This window comes from Achromobacter sp. ACM01 (assembly GCF_014851745.1).
GTDB classification, from domain to species: domain Bacteria; phylum Pseudomonadota; class Gammaproteobacteria; order Burkholderiales; family Burkholderiaceae_B; genus Achromobacter; species Achromobacter aegrifaciens.
Map to the genome: position 1 here is coordinate 298067 of NZ_JACVAF010000002.1, position 15324 is coordinate 313390.

The following is a 15324-nucleotide window of genomic DNA, read 5'->3' on the forward strand; positions in this document are numbered from 1 at the left end:
GAAAGATCGGCCCGTTTTCATTTCAGGTCCAGCAGAACGTCAGGCGCGTTTCTTGGCGATCAGGCCCACCACGAACAGCACGACGATCGCGCCGACGACCGATCCGATCCACCCGGCGGGTTCGCCCGGCGCGTACCAGCCCAGCGATTGGCCCAGGAATCCGGCGACGACCGAACCGACGATACCCAGGATGGTGGTCATGATGATCCCCATGTTCTGGTCTCCGGGCATGATGGCGCGGGCGATCAGGCCCACGACGAACCCGACGATGATCATGATGATTATGCTCATGCGCGTACTCCTTGCTGGAAGTAAAAGGGGGCAGTGTGGCTAGATGATACTCACGCCCCGCGCGTAGCGGCTGTAACAACTGGTGTATGGGGCGCACGGGCAACATTGCGCCCCGCCGGCGCTCAGGAAGTCAGGTCGATCAACTGGCGCACGTCCTTGGTCATGGCCTCGATGCTGTCCGTGTCCGATGCCAGCAAGCGGGCCTTGCCGTCCTTGTCGAATATATACACGCCGCGGCTGTGCGTGACTTCGTACATATCCGCGTCGTCGCCCGGGCGGGGCTTCTCGATCTGGTAGGCCACACGGTAGCGGCGCGCCAGGTCGGCGATCTGCTTTTCATCGCCGGTCACGCCGATGGCATTGTTGTTGAAGGCGTTGACGTAGGCCTGCAGGATGTCCGGCGTGTCGCGGTGCGGGTCCACGCTGACGAACAGGATGCGCACATCGCGGGCCTTGTCGCCCAGGTTCTGCAGCACCGCCGTCAACTGCGCCATGGTGGTGGGACAGATGTCCGGGCAGCTGGCATAGCCGAAGAACAGCAGCACCGTCTTGCCCTTCAGGTCGTCGCTGTTGACCATCTTGCCGCCTGCGCCGGGCAGCGAGAACTTCAGGTCGGGCAGGTGTCCCTTCACGTTGTACAGGGTCCAATCGACGTTCCTGTCGCCGCAGGCAGCGAGAAACACGCACAGGGTCAGCAGCAGGCTGCGCAGGGCGCGGCCGGAAATGAGGTGTCGCATGAGTCCAAGGGCCGGTAGAGGGTAAACCTTTTGATTCTACCCGCAAGGCGCGGGCAGGGCAGGGTGCGGGGGCGGGCGGACCTGGGGCCGGCTTGTCCTGGCGCAAGCCGCGGGGCCGGGACCGGCCGTCCGACTTGTAAAGCTTTGTCTGGTTATTGTTTGGAAGTGGCGAATTCGCCAGACCGGATGCCATGGCTGCCGCTACATTCAGGACCGTGTCAGATTTCAGAATCCAGAGGCGCCACATATGGACATGCCGGTCAGGAATTCCCTGGGCTACCCCTACTATCCCTACTACCCCGTCGTGCTCGAAATCCTGCGCAGCCGCCTGGCGGATTCGGTGCTGGACGCGCCCTGCGGCACGGGCTGGCTGGGCGACATGCTGCCCGCCGCCAGCGGCCGGGAGGTCGATATCGACGGCGTGGGCCTGTGGGAGTTTCCGCAGGCCGGCGGCTACCGCCGCGTGACGGAGCACGACCTGGAAACGCCGTTGACGGTTGCCGAACCCTATGACGCCGTGGTCTGCTGCGAGGCGATCCATCTGCTGACCAACCCCGGCGTGCTGATGCAGAGCCTTTACCGCGCGCTGCGCCCGGGCGGCACCCTGATCGTCACCACGCCCAACACCTGGTATTTCCGTTCGCGCCTGCAGTTCCTGCTGCGCGGCTTCCATTCGGGGTTCCGGCCCATGGTGGGACGGCAGCGCGGCGAGGATTACGTCACGTACTTCCCCTGGAGCTTTCCGCAGCTGCACCTGCTGTTCCAGCACTACGGTTTCAGGGACATCAGCTTGCACGATGTGGACGAGATCAAGCCCAAGCGCATGGTCGAGCATGTGCTGGCCGTGCCGTCGCGCCTGTATTACGGCCGCCGGCTCAAACAGGCGCAGGACGAGGAAAGCCGCCGCTATTGGAAGCAGGCCGGCTCCGACCAGTCCGTGCATGGACGCTGGCTGGTGATGTCGGCGCGCCGGCCAGTCGACGACGCCGCCGCAACATAGCAAACGGCCCGCCAGGGCGGGCCGTCGGGTAGCGACCGGGAAGCGGACGCTCAGGCAGGCGTCATGCCGCTATGGCGCAGCAGGGCGTCGATGCGAGGCGCACGTCCGCGGAAGGCGGCGAAGGACTCGGCCGCCGGGCGCGAACCGCCTACTGCCAGCACTTCGCGCCGGAAGCGTGCGCCCGTTTCGGGATCCAGCGTGCCCAGCGCGTTGCCGGCCTGGCGGGCCGCCGCCTCTTCGAAGGCCTCATAGGCGTCGGCCGACAGCACCTCTGCCCACTTGTAGCTGTAATAGCCCGCGCCGTAGCCGCCCGCGAACAGGTGCGAGAAGGCATGCGGCAGACGGTGCCAGGCGGGCGGGAACAGCACGGCCACTTCCTGGCGCACTTCCTGCAGCAGTGCCAGCACTTCGGCAATCGACGCGCCCTGGGCGCGGTCATGCATCAGCATGTCGAACAGCGCGAACTCGATCTGGCGCACGGTCTGCATGCCGCTCTGGTAGTTGCGGGCGGCGACCAGGCGGTCGTAGAGCGCGCGCGGCAGGGGCTCGCCCGTGTCCACATGGGCGGACAGCTTCTGCACCACCGCCCATTCCCAGCAGAAGTTCTCCATGAACTGCGAGGGCAGCTCGATGGCGTCCCATTCCACGCTGGCGAAGGCCGCCGCGCCGGGCTCGTCCACTTCGGACAGCAGGGCATGCAGCGCATGGCCGGTTTCATGGAACAGCGTGATGACGTCGTCGTGCGTCAGGACGGCGGGCTTGTCGCCGTTGGGGCGCGAGAAATTGCAGGTCAGGTAGGCGATGGGCGTCTGCACCTTGCCAGCCACGACGCGGCGCGTGCGTTCGCTGTCGACCCAGGCGCCGCTTTGCTTGCCGGCGCGGGCGTACAGGTCCAGATACAGATAACCGATGAGTTCGCCCTTGGGGCTTTCCACGCGCACGCCGCGCACGTCGCCATGCCAGGACGAGACGGGCGTTTCAGCCAGGCGCACATCGAACAGGGTCTCGATGACCTCGAACAGGCCCGACAGCACGCGCGGCTCGGTGAAATACTGCTTCACCTCGTCTTCGGAGTAGGCGTAGCGCGATTCGCGCAGGCGCTCGGAAGCGTAGGCCACGTCCCAGGGCTGCAGGTCGTCCAGGCCCAGTTCGCCGGTGGCGTAGGCTTTCAGTTCAGCCAGGTCGCGCTGGGCGTAGGGCTTGGCGCGCGCGGCCAGGTCGCGCAGGAACACGGTGACTTCCTGCGCGTCGCGGGCCATGCGGGTCTGCAGGCGCAGCGCGGCGAAGGTGCCCAGGCCGAGCAGGCCGGCTTCCTCGGCGCGCAGGGCCAGCAGCTCTTCGATGAGCGGGGAGTTGTCGAACTTGCCTTCGCCGTGTTCCGACGCCACGGTGCCGTAGCCGCGGTACAGCGCCTCGCGCAGCGTACGGTCCTGGGCGTACTGCATCACCGGCAGGTAGCACGGCATCTTCAGCGTGAGCTTCCAGCCCGGCTTGCCGTCTTCCTCGGCCGCGGCGCGGGCCGCGGCCTGTACGTCGGCCGGAATGCCGGCCAGGCGGGCTTCGTCCTCGACCAGCAGCGCCCAGGCGTCGATCGAGTCCAGCACGTTTTCAGAGAACTTCTGCGAGGCCTGGGCCTCGCGGTCGGAAATGGCGGCGTAGCGTTCGCGGTCTGCGCCTTGCAGCTCCACGCCGCTCAGGCGGAAGTCGCGCAGGGCCATTTCCACGATGCGGCGGCGCACTGGCGTCCAGGACGCGAAATCGGGGGCGGCGGCCAGGCGCTGGTACTGCTTGTACAGGCCTTCGTGCAGGCCGACCCAGGTGGAGAATTCGGTCACCAGGGGCAGCGCGGCGTTGTAGGCTTCGCGCAGTTCCGGGGTGTTGACCACGGCGTTCAGGTGGCCGGCGACCGACCAGGCGCGCCACAGGCGCTCCGAGGCCGTGTCCAGCGGTTCAACCACGGCTTCCCAGGTGGGCGCCAGCGCGGGATCGGCGGCGCGGTCCACGGCCTGGCGGGCGATGCCCAGCAGTTCCTCGACCGCCGGCACGATGTGTCCGGGCTTGACGGCCGCGTAGTCGACGAGGTCGGAGACAGGGGCGAGCAGGGGGTTCTGGGTCATGGTGTTACAGGCTGGGAAGAGGTGAGCAGCGCCACGAGGCGCCGGCAAGGGCATGAGAATCAGGTGAGGGCGATCTGCCCGAACGCAAGGGCAGATCGCAATCCCCGTCCCGCGGCCTGGCCGGCCGCGGGTACGCCGGCCGTCAGGCTGCGGCGCGTTCGGCCGCTTCGATGGTGTTGACCAGCAGCATGGCGATGGTCATGGGGCCCACGCCGCCCGGAACGGGCGTGATGGCGCCGGCCACTTCCTTGGCCGAGGCGAAGTCCACGTCGCCGCACAGCTTGCCGTCGGCGCCGCGGTTGATGCCCACGTCGATGACGACCGCGCCGGGCTTGATCATCGAACCGTCGATCATGCCGGGCTTGCCGGTGGCGACCACCAGCACGTCGGCGCGGCGGGTCTGGGCCGCCAGGTCGCGCGTCTTGGAATTGCAGATGGTGATGGTGGCGCCGGCCTGCAGCAGCAGCATCGCCATGGGCTTGCCGACGATGTTGCTGGCGCCCACGATCACGGCCTCGGCGCCGCGCAGCGTCACGCCTTCCGATTCCAGCATCTTCATCACGCCATAGGGCGTGCAGGGGCGGAACAGCGGCTGGCCGGTCATGAGCAGGCCGGCGTTGCTGATATGGAAGCCGTCCACGTCCTTCTCGGCCGCGATGGCCTCGATGACCTTGTGCGAGTCCATGTGCTTGGGCAGCGGCAACTGCACCAGGATGCCGTGGATGGTCGGGTCCTGGTTCAGGATGGCGATGCGGGCCAGCAGTTCGGCCTCGGTCATGTCCGCGGGGTACTGCTCCTTGACGGAATGCAGGCCGGCCTTTTCGCAGGCTGCTACCTTGTTGCGGACGTACACCTGGGAAGCGGGGTCTTCACCCACCAGCACCACGGCCAGGCCGGGGCGCGTGCCCTTGGCGGCCAGGGCCGCAACGCGTTGGGCAGCTTCTTCGCGAATGCGCGCCGACAGGGCCGCGCCGTCGATAATCCTTGCCGTCATGCCGTCGCCTCGGGTTTGGCCAAGGCCACTTTCATCAAATCAGCTACGGTGGTCACTTCAAGTTTTTCCATGATGTTGGCGCGGTGCGCCTCTACGGTCTTGATGCTGATGCCCAGGTCGTCGGCAATCTGCTTGTTCAAGCGGCCGGCGACGATGCGCTCCAGCACCTGCTGCTCGCGCGCGGTCAGGCGCGCCAGCATGGCTTCGTGGTCTTTCTGGGCCTGGTGCTTGCTCACGCGCTGCGTGGCCTGCTCCAGCATGCGCGCCACGATCTCGCGCAAATCGGATTCATTGAACGGCTTTTCCAGGAAGTCGACCGCGCCTTTCTTCATGGTGGACACGGCCATCGGCACGTCGCCGTGGCCGGTGATGAACACGATGGGCAGCGGCGCATTGCGGGCGATCAACTGCTCCTGCAGTTCCAGGCCGCTCATGCCGGGCATGCGCACGTCGGCGATCAGCACGCCGATCTGGCTGGCGTCGTAGTCTTCCAGGAAGGACTCGCCGCTGGCGTAGGCGCGAACGCGATAGCCATTGGCCTCCAATAGCCAGCGCAGCGAATCGCGGACCGCTTCGTCGTCGTCAACAATGAAAACCGTGCTCGACAGGTGGGGCGTGTTCATGCGTGCAACTCCTCGGACTGATCGTTCTGGGCCTGCGACTGGGGTGCAGCGCAGGGCAGGGTAAAGCGGAAAATGGTGCCACCGGCGGGATTGGGATCCGCCCACAAGCGGCCGTGGTGCGATTCAATAATGGTACGGCAGATGTTCAGCCCCATGCCCAGGCCCTGGGTCTTGGTGCTGAAGAAGGGTTCGAACAGGCGTTCGGGTTCGGCCAGGCCGTGGCCGCGATCGACCACCGCGACCTCGATGTGCTGTTCATGCAGGATCACGGCGACCTTGAGTTCGTCGGATTCGCTTTTTTCCATGGCCTCCAGCCCGTTCTTCAGCAGGTTCAACAGCACCTGCTCGATCAGGATGGGGTCGGCCAGCACGTCCGGCGCGTTGGACGGCACGAAGCGGTCGATGCGGATACGGCGCTTGCGGGCGTCGATCTCGGCGAAACCGATGGCATTGTCCACGATCCGGCTGATGGCCACGCGCTGGCGGCGGGGCTCGCTGCGCTTCACGAATTCGCGGATGCGGCTGATGATCTTGCCGGCGCGCTCGGCTTGCGAGGCGGCCTTTTCCAGGGCCGGCAGCAGCATGTTGGGGCTGGTGTGGCCGGCCTTGACCAGGGCGACGGCGCCCATGCTGTAGTTGGCGATGGCGGTCAGCGGCTGGTTCAGTTCATGCGCCAGCGAAGACGCCATTTCGCCCATGGTGGTCAGGCGGCTGGTGAGCTGGATCTTTTCCTGTTGCACACGCGAGGCTTCCTCGTGCACGCGGCGCTCGGTGATGTCGCGCGCCACCTGCATGCGCACGCGGCGGCCGTCGGTCCAGGCCAGCATGCGGTGGTGCACTTCGAACCAGCGCTGCACCGAGGGCGCGAAGACTTCCACGGATTCGTCGGTGAAGCGGCCGCGGCGGCCGGCCAGCAGCTCGTCGTGGCCGCCGGTCTGGGCGCCGAACACGCGGCGGTAGGTACGGTTGGCGAACAGCAGTTCCAGGCCGTCGTGGGTGTCGGCGGTGACCGAGATGGCGTCGTCCAGGCCTTCCAGCACCGTCATGAAGCGCTCGTGCGCGGCGGTCAGGGCCTCGCGGATGCGCTTGGGCTCAGTAATGTCGGTCATGGAGGTCATCCAGCCGATCTGGTTGCCGTTGGGGTCCAGCAGTGGGGACACGTACATGCGCGCCGTGAAGCGCGAGCCGTCGCGGCGCTGCGCCTCGACCTCCAGGCCGCTGCTGGGCGTCTTGCCGGACATCAGCACGTCCAGGGTGTGCTGGTGCTGTTCATGGCGGCCCGGCACCCAATAAGGGAAGGGCGGGCTGCGGCCGATCAGGTCGGCCTCGTTCCAGCCGATCATGCGGCAGAAGGCCGGATTCACGTAGGCGATGCGGCCTTCCATGTCCAGCACGCGCATGCCGGTGGACATGGAGTTCTCCATGGCGCGGCGGAATCCGGTTTCGGCGATCAGGGCGGCTTCGGCCGCCGAACGGAAACGGGTATAGCGCCACAGCATCAGCAGGCTGATGACGATCACACAGGACAGGGCCAGCACTACCCAGATCAGGCGCTGCTGGCGCATTTCCTGGTCGATGGTGACAAACATGACACTGTCGTCATGGATGCGCTGCAGCCAGAAAAACACCGCCATCACACAGATATAGAGGATCAGCACCATTGCTGGCGTGACCCAGTACACCCCGCGTCGGCGAGTGCGGGCGTGATCGTGGAACGGCGTAGGAATATTGGACTTGGGCGCGCTGGACATGGAATTCGGGCCGGATAGACCGCGCATTTTAGTGCGTGTTGGCAGGGATTTGCCGGGAATCGACTCGTCCTTTTGGAGTACCTAAGTAAAAGTATGACGCCAAAGCGTTCAGCTGGCTTTAAATTTTCCGCATTATGAAATGCCGTACCGCAACATGAAATTTTTCTTGCGACCGGTTAATCTTCTTTCTTAGAATGCCGGCTGATAGGGAACCGACCCAGTAGCAGGTCTCTAGAACAACCCGACCCCATGCCTTGCATGGTAGCCCGGATGATCCCGGCTACCATGCAATGTCCGCGAGTAGATATAAGTAAGCGGGTGCGGTCACGAACAATCCAACAGGAGACACACGATGTCCTCTTACGCCCAGGCTGGCGCCGTACAGGCTGCCAACGACGAAGACACCCTTGAAACCCAGGAGTGGCTCGAAGCCCTGGCGGCTGTCCTTGATCGTGAAGGACCGCAGCGCGCCCACTATCTGCTCGAACGCCTGATCGACGAAGCCCGCCGTTCCGGCGCGCATATCCCGTTCTCGCCCAACACCGCCTACGTCAACACGATTCCCCCCGGCCTGGAGCCGGCGCACCCGGGCAACCTGGAGCTGGAATCGCGCATCCGTTCGTACGTGCGCTGGAACGCCATGGCCATGGTGGTCAAGGCCAACAAGCACAATCCGCCGGACGGCGGCGACCTGGGCGGCCACATCGCCTCCTTCGCCTCGCTGGCCACCATGATCGGCTGCGGCCAGAACCATTTCTGGCACGCCGAAGACGAAAACCACGGCGGCGACCTGGTCTACTTCCAGGGCCACACCTCCCCCGGCATGTACGGCCGCGCCTACCTCGAAGGCCGCCTGACCGAAGACCAGCTGAACCACTTCCGCCAGGAAGTGGACGGCAAGGGCCTGTCCTCGTACCCGCATCCCAAGCTGATGCCGGACTTCTGGCAGTTCCCGACGGTGTCGATGGGCCTGGGCCCGCTGATGGCCATCTACCAGGCCCGCTTCCTGAAGTACCTGCACGCCCGCGGCATCGCCGACACCAGCAAGCGCAAGGTCTGGGTGTTCTGCGGCGACGGCGAAATGGACGAACCCGAATCGCTGGGCGCCATCGCCCTGGCCGCCCGCGAAAAGCTGGACAACCTGATCTTCGTCATCAACTGCAACCTGCAGCGCCTGGACGGCCCGGTCCGCGGCAACGGCAAGATCATCCAGGAACTCGAAGGCGACTTCCGCGGTTCGGGCTGGAACGTGATCAAGCTGATCTGGGGTGGCTACTGGGATCCGCTGCTGGCGCACGACAAGGAAGGCATCCTGCGCAAGATCATGGAAGACACCGTCGACGGCGAGTACCAGGCGTACAAGGCCAACGACGGCAAGTTCGTGCGCGAACACTTCTTCGGAAAGCATCCGAAGCTGCTGGAAGCCGTGTCGCGCATGAGCGACGAAGACATCTGGCGCCTGAACCGCGGCGGCCATGACCCCCACAAGGTGTACGCCGCGTTCAACGCCGCCGCCACCCACGAGGGCCAGCCCACCGTCATCCTGGCCAAGACCATCAAGGGCTACGGCATGGGCCACGTCGGCCAGGCCAAGAACCCCACCCACCAGCAGAAGAAGCTGGAGCTGGACTCGATCCGCGAATTCCGCGACCGTTTCGGCATCCCGATTCCGGACGACCAACTGGCCGACCTGCCGTACTTCAAGCCGGCCGAAGACTCGCCCGAAATGAAGTACCTGCACGAGCGCCGTGCCGCGCTGGGCGGCTACCTGCCGCGCCGCCGCGCCAAGGCCGACGAACATCTCAAGGCCCCGGCGCTGGACGCCTTCAAGGCCGTGCTGGAGCCCACCGCCGAAGGCCGTGAAATCTCGACCACCCAAGCCTTCGTGCGCATCCTGAACCAGGTGCTGCGCGACAAGGAACTGGGTCCGCGCGTCGTGCCGATCCTGGCCGACGAATCGCGCACCTTCGGCATGGAAGGCCTGTTCCGCCAGATCGGCATCTATGCGCCGGAAGGCCAGAAGTACACCCCGGTCGACAAGGACCAGGTCATGTACTACAAGGAAGCGGCCGACGGCCAGCTCCTGCAGGAAGGCATCAACGAAGCGGGCGCGATGAGCTCCTGGATTGCGGCGGCCACGTCGTACTCCTCGAACAACCGCATCATGATCCCGTTCTTCATCTACTACTCGATGTTCGGGTTCCAGCGCATCGGCGACCTGGCCTGGGCGGCCGGCGACATGCAGGCGCGCGGCTTCCTCCTGGGCGGCACCGCCGGGCGCACCACGCTCAACGGGGAAGGCCTGCAGCACGAAGACGGCCACAGCCACATCCTGGCGTCGACCATCCCGAACTGCGTCTCGTACGACCCGACCTTCGGCCACGAACTGGCCGTGATCATCCAGCATGGCCTGAAGCGCATGGTGGAAGACCAGGAAAACGTCTACTACTACCTGACGGTGATGAACGAAAACTACCCGCAGCCCGGTCTGACCCAGGGCGACGAGGAAGGCATCATCAAGGGCATGTACAAGCTCAAGTCGCACGGCAAGGGCAAGAACCGCGTGCAGCTGATGGGCTCGGGCACCATCCTGCGCGAAGTCATGGCCGCGCAAGAACTGCTGGAAGCCGACTGGGGCGTGGCTTCGGACCTGTGGAGCGTCACCAGCTTCACGGAACTGCGCCGCAACGGCCTGGACGCCGAGCGCCACAACATGCTGCACCCCGACGAGAAGAAGCCGCAGGTGGCTTACGTCACGGAACAGCTGGCCAAGACGGAAGGCCCGATCATCGCGTCGACCGACTACATGAAGCTCTTCGCCGACCAGATCCGTCCGTTCGTGCCCAAGGGCCGCGAGTACAAGGTGCTGGGCACCGACGGTTTCGGCCGCTCGGATTTCCGCTCGAAGCTGCGTGAGCACTTCGAAGTGGATCGCCACTTCGTCGTCGTCGCCGCGCTGCGCGCGCTGGCCGACGAAGGCAAGGTGCCGGTCGCCAAGGTGGCCGAAGCCATCAAGAAGTACGGCATCAATCCGAACAAAGCCAACCCGCAATACGCCTGAGGGTAAAGAGACATGAGCAACATCGTGCAAATCAAGGTTCCCGACATCGGCGACTTCAAGGAAGTGGAAGTCATCGAAGTGCTGGTGGCGGTGGGCGACACGATCAAGGCTGAACAAAGCCTGATCACCGTCGAGTCCGACAAGGCCTCGATGGAGATCCCCGCGTCGCAAGGCGGCGTGGTGAAGTCGATCAGCGTGAAGGTGGGCGACAAGGTTGCCGAAGGCACGGTCGTGCTGGAAGTGGAAGCGTCGGGCGCGGGCGAGGCTGCGGCCCCCGCGGCTGCGCCGGCCAAGGAAGAGGCTCCCAAGGCCGAAGCCCAGGCTGCCGCGCAGCCGGCCGCTGCTGCCGCTGCCGCCGCACCGGCCACCTCCAGCGGTCCGGTGAACATCGAAGTGCCCGACATCGGCGACTTCAAGGAAGTCGAAGTCATCGAAGTCATGGTCGCGGTGGGCGACACCATCAAGGCCGAGCAAAGCTTGATCACCGTCGAGTCCGACAAGGCCTCGATGGAAATCCCCGCCTCGCAAGGCGGCGTGGTCAAGGAAGTGAAGGTCAAGGTCGGCGACAAGGTTGCCAAGGGCTCGGTCGTGGTCGTGGTGGAGGGCGCCGCGCCCGCCGCCGCTGCCGCCGCAGCCCCGGCTCCGGCCGCCAAGGCAGAGGCCGCTGCCGCGCCCGCCGCCAAGGCCGAAGCGCCTGCGCCTGCCGCGCAGCGTCCGGCTCCGGCCGCCGCGCTCGAAGACGCCAACCTCAAGCCCGGCCAGCTGCCGCACGCGTCCCCCTCGGTGCGCAAGTTCGCGCGCGAACTGGGCGTCAACCTGAGCAAGGTCAAGGGCTCCGGTCCCAAGGACCGCATCACCGCCGACGACGTGCGCGGCTTCGTCAAGCAGGCGCTCGCCGCTGGTCCGGCGGCCGCTGCCGGCGGTTCGGCCGATGGCGCCGCGCTGGGCCTGTTGCCGTGGCCGAAGGTCGACTTCACCAAGTTCGGCCCGATCGAAGCCAAGCCGCTGTCGCGCATCAAGAAGATCTCCGGCGCGAACCTGCACCGCAATTGGGTCATGATCCCGCACGTCACCAACAACGACGAAGCGGACATCACCGACCTGGAAGCGCTGCGCGTCACGCTGAACAAGGAAAACGAGAAGTCGGGCATCAAAGTCACGATGCTGGCCTTCCTGATCAAGGCCGTGGTCGCGGCCCTGAAGAAGTTCCCCGAGTTCAACGCCTCGCTGGACGGCGACAACCTGGTGCTCAAGCAGTACTACCACATCGGCTTCGCCGCCGACACGCCCAACGGGCTGGTGGTGCCGGTGATCCGCGATGCCGACAAGAAGGGCATCCTGCAGATCGCCCAGGAAATGACCGACCTGTCCAAGAAGGCGCGTGACGGCAAGATCTCGCCCGCCGAAATGCAGGGCGGCTGCTTCTCGATCTCGTCCCTGGGCGGCATCGGCGGCACCTCGTTCACGCCCATCATCAACGCCCCTGAAGTGGCGATCCTTGGAGTGTCGCGCTCCTCGCACAAGCCCGTGTGGGACGGCAAGCAGTTCGTGCCGCGCCTGATCGTGCCGCTGTCGCTGTCGTACGACCACCGCGTCATCGACGGCGCCGCGGCCGCGCGCTTCAACGCCTATCTGGGCGCCTTGCTGGCCGACTTCCGCCGCATCGCGCTGTAAACGGGGAGCCCCATGAGCAATACCGTTCAAATCAAAGTGCCGGACATCGGCGACTTCAAGGAAGTGGAAGTCATCGAAGTGCTGGTGGCGGTGGGCGACACGATCAAGGCTGAACAAAGCCTGATCACTGTCGAGTCCGACAAGGCCTCGATGGAAATCCCCGCGTCGCAGGGCGGCGTGGTGAAGTCCATCAACGTGAAGGTCGGCGACAAGGTCGCCGAAGGCACGGTCGTGCTGGAAGTGGAAGCAGCGGCGGGTGCCGCCGCATCCGCGCCCGCCGCCAAGGAAGCCCCCAAGGCCGCCGAGGCGCCCAAGCAGGCAGCTCCGGCTCCCGCCGCCGCGCCCGCCGCGGCCAGCTTCAAGGGCTCGGCCGACGGCGAATACGACATGCTGGTGCTGGGCGCCGGCCCCGGCGGCTACTCCGCCGCCTTCCGCGCCGCCGACCTGGGCCTGTCCGTGGTCCTGGTCGAACGCTACGACACCCTGGGCGGCGTCTGCCTGAACGTGGGCTGCATTCCGTCCAAGGCGCTGCTGCACAACGCCGCCATCATCGACGAAGCTCGCGAGCTGGCCGCCCACGGCATCAGCTTCGGCGAGCCCAAGATCGACCTGGACAAGCTGCGCGGCTACAAGGACAGCGTGGTCGCCAAGCTGACCGGCGGCCTGGCCGGCATGGCCAAGGCCCGCAAGGTCACCGTGGTGCATGGCGTGGGCGAGTTCGCCGACCCCAACCACCTGACCGTCAAGGCCGCCGACGGCAAGACCCAGACCCTGCGCTTCAAGCAGGCCATCATCGCCGCCGGCAGCCAGTCGGTGAAGCTGCCGTTCCTGCCCCAGGACGACCGCATCGTTGACTCCACCGGCGCCTTGTTGCTGCGTGAAGTCCCCAAGAAGATGCTGATCATCGGCGGCGGCATCATCGGCCTGGAAATGGGCACGGTGTACTCCACGCTGGGCGCGCGCCTGGACGTGGTGGAAATGCTGGATGGCCTGATGCAGGGCGCCGACCGCGACCTGGTCAAGGTATGGCAGAAGAAGAACGCCTACCGCTTCGACAACATCATGTTGAAGACCAAGACCGTGGGCGGGGAAGCCAAGAAGGACGGCATCTACGTCAGCTTCGAAGGCGAGGGCGCGCCCAAGGAGCCGCAACGCTACGACCTGGTGCTGCAAGCCGTGGGCCGCAGCCCCAACGGCAAGAAGATCGGCGCTGACAAGGCTGGCATCGCCGTGACCGACCGCGGCTTCATCGAGGTCGATCGCCAGATGCGCACCAACGTGCCGCACATCTACGCTATCGGCGACATCGTCGGCCAGCCCATGCTGGCGCACAAGGCCGTGCATGAAGGCCACGTCGCCGCCGAAGCCGCCGCAGGCCAGAAGTCCTTCTTCGACGCCCGCGTCATTCCGTCGGTGGCCTACACCGATCCGGAAGTGGCCTGGGTCGGCCTGACGGAAGACGAAGCCAAGAAGCAGGGCATCAAGATCGAGAAGGGCGTGTTCCCCTGGGCCGCCTCCGGTCGTGCCATCGCCAATGGCCGCGACGAAGGCTTCACCAAGCTCATCTTCGACGCTGAAACGCATCGCATCCTGGGCGGCAGCATCGTCGGCACCCATGCCGGTGACCTGATCAGCGAACTGGCCCTGGCCGTGGAAATGGGCGCCGACGTCGTCGATATCGCCAAGACCATCCACCCGCACCCGACCCTGGGTGAGTCGGTGGGCATGGCTGCCGAAGTTGCAGAAGGTGTTTGCACCGACTTGCCGCCGATGAAGAAGAAGTAATGCGCAGGAGGGCGGTCATGCCGCCCGCGCAATGCAAAAGCGCCGGCCCTGGACAGGGACCGGCGCTTTTTTTTGTGCGCCTGCGGCGCGGCGTTCAGGCGTGCGTGTCGATGCGCGAACCCAGCGTGGCGTCCACCGCCAGCACCGGCAGCGACTGCATCAGCGTCAAGGCCGTGTCCGCTTGCGCATTGAGCGCCTTCTTCAGTACGCGGGCCTGTACTTCCTGCATGACATTCGCGTCCTGCAGGGCCAGGGCGGTATTGACGGTGTTGCTAATCGATGCGTCCATGCTTGGGGTGTCCTAGTGTTTGGTAGGGGGCTTAAGCCGGTATTGGATTATCGCGTGGACCGCACCCGGATGCACGGGATTCGTGGCGGTCCTCACGGTCGATTCGGGCATTCCTTGATGGTGCCCCACGCGCTATTGGGTTCACAGAACTGCCGGCGTGCGGCCCAGGCGCAGTCGGGGCGATCAAAGAACCCCAGCGTTGCGCAACGTGCCAACTCACCTTTCAGCTCTTCCACCCAGGCCATGGGGTCTGCTGCGGGGATTTCGGTCACGCGCAGGGTAGACCTGGGAGCAGTGTTCACCGTGTCCACCGCCGTGCTCGCTGCCGCGCGCGACGCCGCATCGTGCTCGGGCTGCGCCTGCGAGGTGGGTTGCTGTTCAGCAGGGGCGGGCTGTGCCGTGGGCTCAGGTTGCGGTTCTGCCGAACCTGGGCCCGAACCGGAATCGGAGTCCGAATCTGGAACGGGTGCTGGCACCGCCAACGACGTCATTTCCGGGTGGCCGAATACGGGTTCCGCGTTCGCAGGTGGCGCCGGTGTCAGAGGTATCCGTACCGGGCCGGCAGCCGCGGAGCCCGAAACGGTCGTATTCGGCGAGCTCCATGACACCACCAGCAAAACCAGCGCGCCATAGATTGCCAGCGTATACAGCACGGTCAATGTGGCATATCCCACGCGTTTACCCGTGATCGGCCGCGCGTCTTCGCGTCCTACCAGGGCACGCCAGCGGACCAGTGCAGCGCCAGGCGCCGATATCAACCACCAGAACATCCGCCGTAGCGGACCGGGTTCCTGCGGAGCGGGCGCGGCCTGCGCCTGCGCCACCAGCAATTCGCGCAAGGCGCGGTTCTCTTCGCGCAGACGCAGGGTCTGCTCATCCATCGGCGCCTGGGCATCGGGATCCGGAATGCTGCTGTGCTGCGTAGCGAGTGGATCGGGAGGCGTCGCGGTCATGTTGTGAAAATTATTGATACAAAGCGTGCAGCCGGGAGTATGAGGCAAT

General features: G+C 65.6%; 12 protein-coding genes. 4 read left to right on the plus strand and 8 right to left on the minus strand.

Going from position 1 to position 15324, the window contains the following annotated elements; genetic code table 11:
• Positions 1-39: 39 nt before the first annotated feature.
• Both IB268_RS09815 and IB268_RS09820 read right to left on the minus strand, forming a co-directional pair.
• Positions 40-291 (minus strand): GlsB/YeaQ/YmgE family stress response membrane protein, encoded by a 252-nt coding sequence (locus IB268_RS09815; RefSeq protein WP_013393352.1) that lies wholly within the window; start codon positions 289-291, stop codon positions 40-42.
• 122 nt (positions 292-413) lie between these two features.
• A complete protein-coding gene (locus tag IB268_RS09820; RefSeq protein ID WP_054456639.1) occupies positions 414-1028 on the minus strand; it encodes an SCO family protein in 615 nt (204 codons plus the stop codon).
• Positions 1029-1275: 247 nt separating this feature from the next.
• Between IB268_RS09820 and IB268_RS09825 the strand changes: the two genes are divergently transcribed.
• The gene (locus IB268_RS09825; protein WP_192354171.1) at positions 1276-2028 is read left to right on the plus strand and encodes a bifunctional 2-polyprenyl-6-hydroxyphenol methylase/3-demethylubiquinol 3-O-methyltransferase UbiG; all 753 of its coding nucleotides are present in this window, start codon (positions 1276-1278) and stop codon (positions 2026-2028) included.
• A gap of 50 nt (positions 2029-2078) precedes the next feature.
• Here the strand turns inward: IB268_RS09825 and IB268_RS09830 are convergent, their stop codons facing one another.
• The 4 genes from IB268_RS09830 to IB268_RS09845 form a co-directional block, all read right to left on the minus strand.
• On the minus strand, positions 2079-4145 hold the full coding sequence (locus tag IB268_RS09830) for a M3 family metallopeptidase (protein ID WP_192354172.1): 2067 nt from the start codon (positions 4143-4145) through the stop codon (positions 2079-2081).
• A 142-nt stretch (positions 4146-4287) separates the two neighbouring features.
• Positions 4288-5139: a bifunctional methylenetetrahydrofolate dehydrogenase/methenyltetrahydrofolate cyclohydrolase FolD gene (gene folD / locus IB268_RS09835; RefSeq protein WP_042793255.1), complete on the minus strand. Its 852-nt coding sequence runs from the start codon at positions 5137-5139 to the stop codon at positions 4288-4290.
• On the minus strand, positions 5136-5762 hold the full coding sequence (locus IB268_RS09840; RefSeq protein ID WP_054456641.1) for a response regulator transcription factor: 627 nt from the start codon (positions 5760-5762) through the stop codon (positions 5136-5138). Before IB268_RS09840 ends, folD begins: the two co-directional genes overlap by 4 nt.
• On the minus strand, positions 5759-7513 hold the full coding sequence (locus tag IB268_RS09845; RefSeq protein ID WP_013393358.1) for a PAS domain S-box protein: 1755 nt from the start codon (positions 7511-7513) through the stop codon (positions 5759-5761). The genes IB268_RS09840 and IB268_RS09845 overlap by 4 nt, the downstream gene beginning before the upstream one ends.
• Positions 7514-7865: 352 nt before the next feature.
• Here IB268_RS09845 and aceE point away from each other — a divergent pair, with 352 nt between their 5' ends.
• The 3 genes from aceE to lpdA are packed head-to-tail and all read left to right on the plus strand — an operon-like array spanning position 7866 to position 14033.
• The gene (aceE, locus tag IB268_RS09850) at positions 7866-10574 is read left to right on the plus strand and encodes a pyruvate dehydrogenase (acetyl-transferring), homodimeric type (RefSeq protein ID WP_059374398.1); all 2709 of its coding nucleotides are present in this window, start codon (positions 7866-7868) and stop codon (positions 10572-10574) included.
• A gap of 12 nt (positions 10575-10586) precedes the next feature.
• Positions 10587-12248, plus strand: coding sequence for a dihydrolipoyllysine-residue acetyltransferase (aceF, locus tag IB268_RS09855; protein ID WP_192354173.1), 1662 nt, complete (start codon positions 10587-10589; stop codon positions 12246-12248).
• A 12-nt stretch (positions 12249-12260) separates the two neighbouring features.
• Positions 12261-14033: a dihydrolipoyl dehydrogenase gene (gene lpdA, locus IB268_RS09860; RefSeq protein ID WP_192354174.1), complete on the plus strand. Its 1773-nt coding sequence runs from the start codon at positions 12261-12263 to the stop codon at positions 14031-14033.
• A 94-nt stretch (positions 14034-14127) separates the two neighbouring features.
• Here the strand turns inward: lpdA and IB268_RS09865 are convergent, their stop codons facing one another.
• Both IB268_RS09865 and IB268_RS09870 read right to left on the minus strand, forming a co-directional pair.
• On the minus strand, positions 14128-14322 hold the full coding sequence (locus tag IB268_RS09865) for a YjfB family protein (protein ID WP_192354175.1): 195 nt from the start codon (positions 14320-14322) through the stop codon (positions 14128-14130).
• Between the two features lie 92 nt (positions 14323-14414).
• Positions 14415-15275, minus strand: a complete 861-nt coding sequence (locus tag IB268_RS09870) for a hypothetical protein (RefSeq protein WP_192354176.1) — start codon at positions 15273-15275, stop codon at positions 14415-14417.
• Positions 15276-15324 lie beyond the last annotated feature (49 nt).

What these genes read in the sequence shown, in the direction of transcription:
- IB268_RS09815 (WP_013393352.1), bottom strand. Translation starts at nt 291, where the DNA reads ATGAGCATAATCATCATGATCATCGTCGGGTTCGTCGTGGGCCTGATC.
- IB268_RS09820 (WP_054456639.1), bottom strand. Translation starts at nt 1,028, where the DNA reads ATGCGACACCTCATTTCCGGCCGCGCCCTGCGCAGCCTGCTGCTGACC.
- IB268_RS09825 (WP_192354171.1), top strand. Translation starts at nt 1,276, where the DNA reads ATGGACATGCCGGTCAGGAATTCCCTGGGCTACCCCTACTATCCCTAC.
- IB268_RS09830 (WP_192354172.1), bottom strand. Translation starts at nt 4,145, where the DNA reads ATGACCCAGAACCCCCTGCTCGCCCCTGTCTCCGACCTCGTCGACTAC.
- folD (WP_042793255.1), bottom strand. Translation starts at nt 5,139, where the DNA reads ATGACGGCAAGGATTATCGACGGCGCGGCCCTGTCGGCGCGCATTCGC.
- IB268_RS09840 (WP_054456641.1), bottom strand. Translation starts at nt 5,762, where the DNA reads ATGAACACGCCCCACCTGTCGAGCACGGTTTTCATTGTTGACGACGAC.
- IB268_RS09845 (WP_013393358.1), bottom strand. Translation starts at nt 7,513, where the DNA reads ATGTCCAGCGCGCCCAAGTCCAATATTCCTACGCCGTTCCACGATCAC.
- aceE (WP_059374398.1), top strand. Translation starts at nt 7,866, where the DNA reads ATGTCCTCTTACGCCCAGGCTGGCGCCGTACAGGCTGCCAACGACGAA.
- aceF (WP_192354173.1), top strand. Translation starts at nt 10,587, where the DNA reads ATGAGCAACATCGTGCAAATCAAGGTTCCCGACATCGGCGACTTCAAG.
- lpdA (WP_192354174.1), top strand. Translation starts at nt 12,261, where the DNA reads ATGAGCAATACCGTTCAAATCAAAGTGCCGGACATCGGCGACTTCAAG.
- IB268_RS09865 (WP_192354175.1), bottom strand. Translation starts at nt 14,322, where the DNA reads ATGGACGCATCGATTAGCAACACCGTCAATACCGCCCTGGCCCTGCAG.
- IB268_RS09870 (WP_192354176.1), bottom strand. Translation starts at nt 15,275, where the DNA reads ATGACCGCGACGCCTCCCGATCCACTCGCTACGCAGCACAGCAGCATT.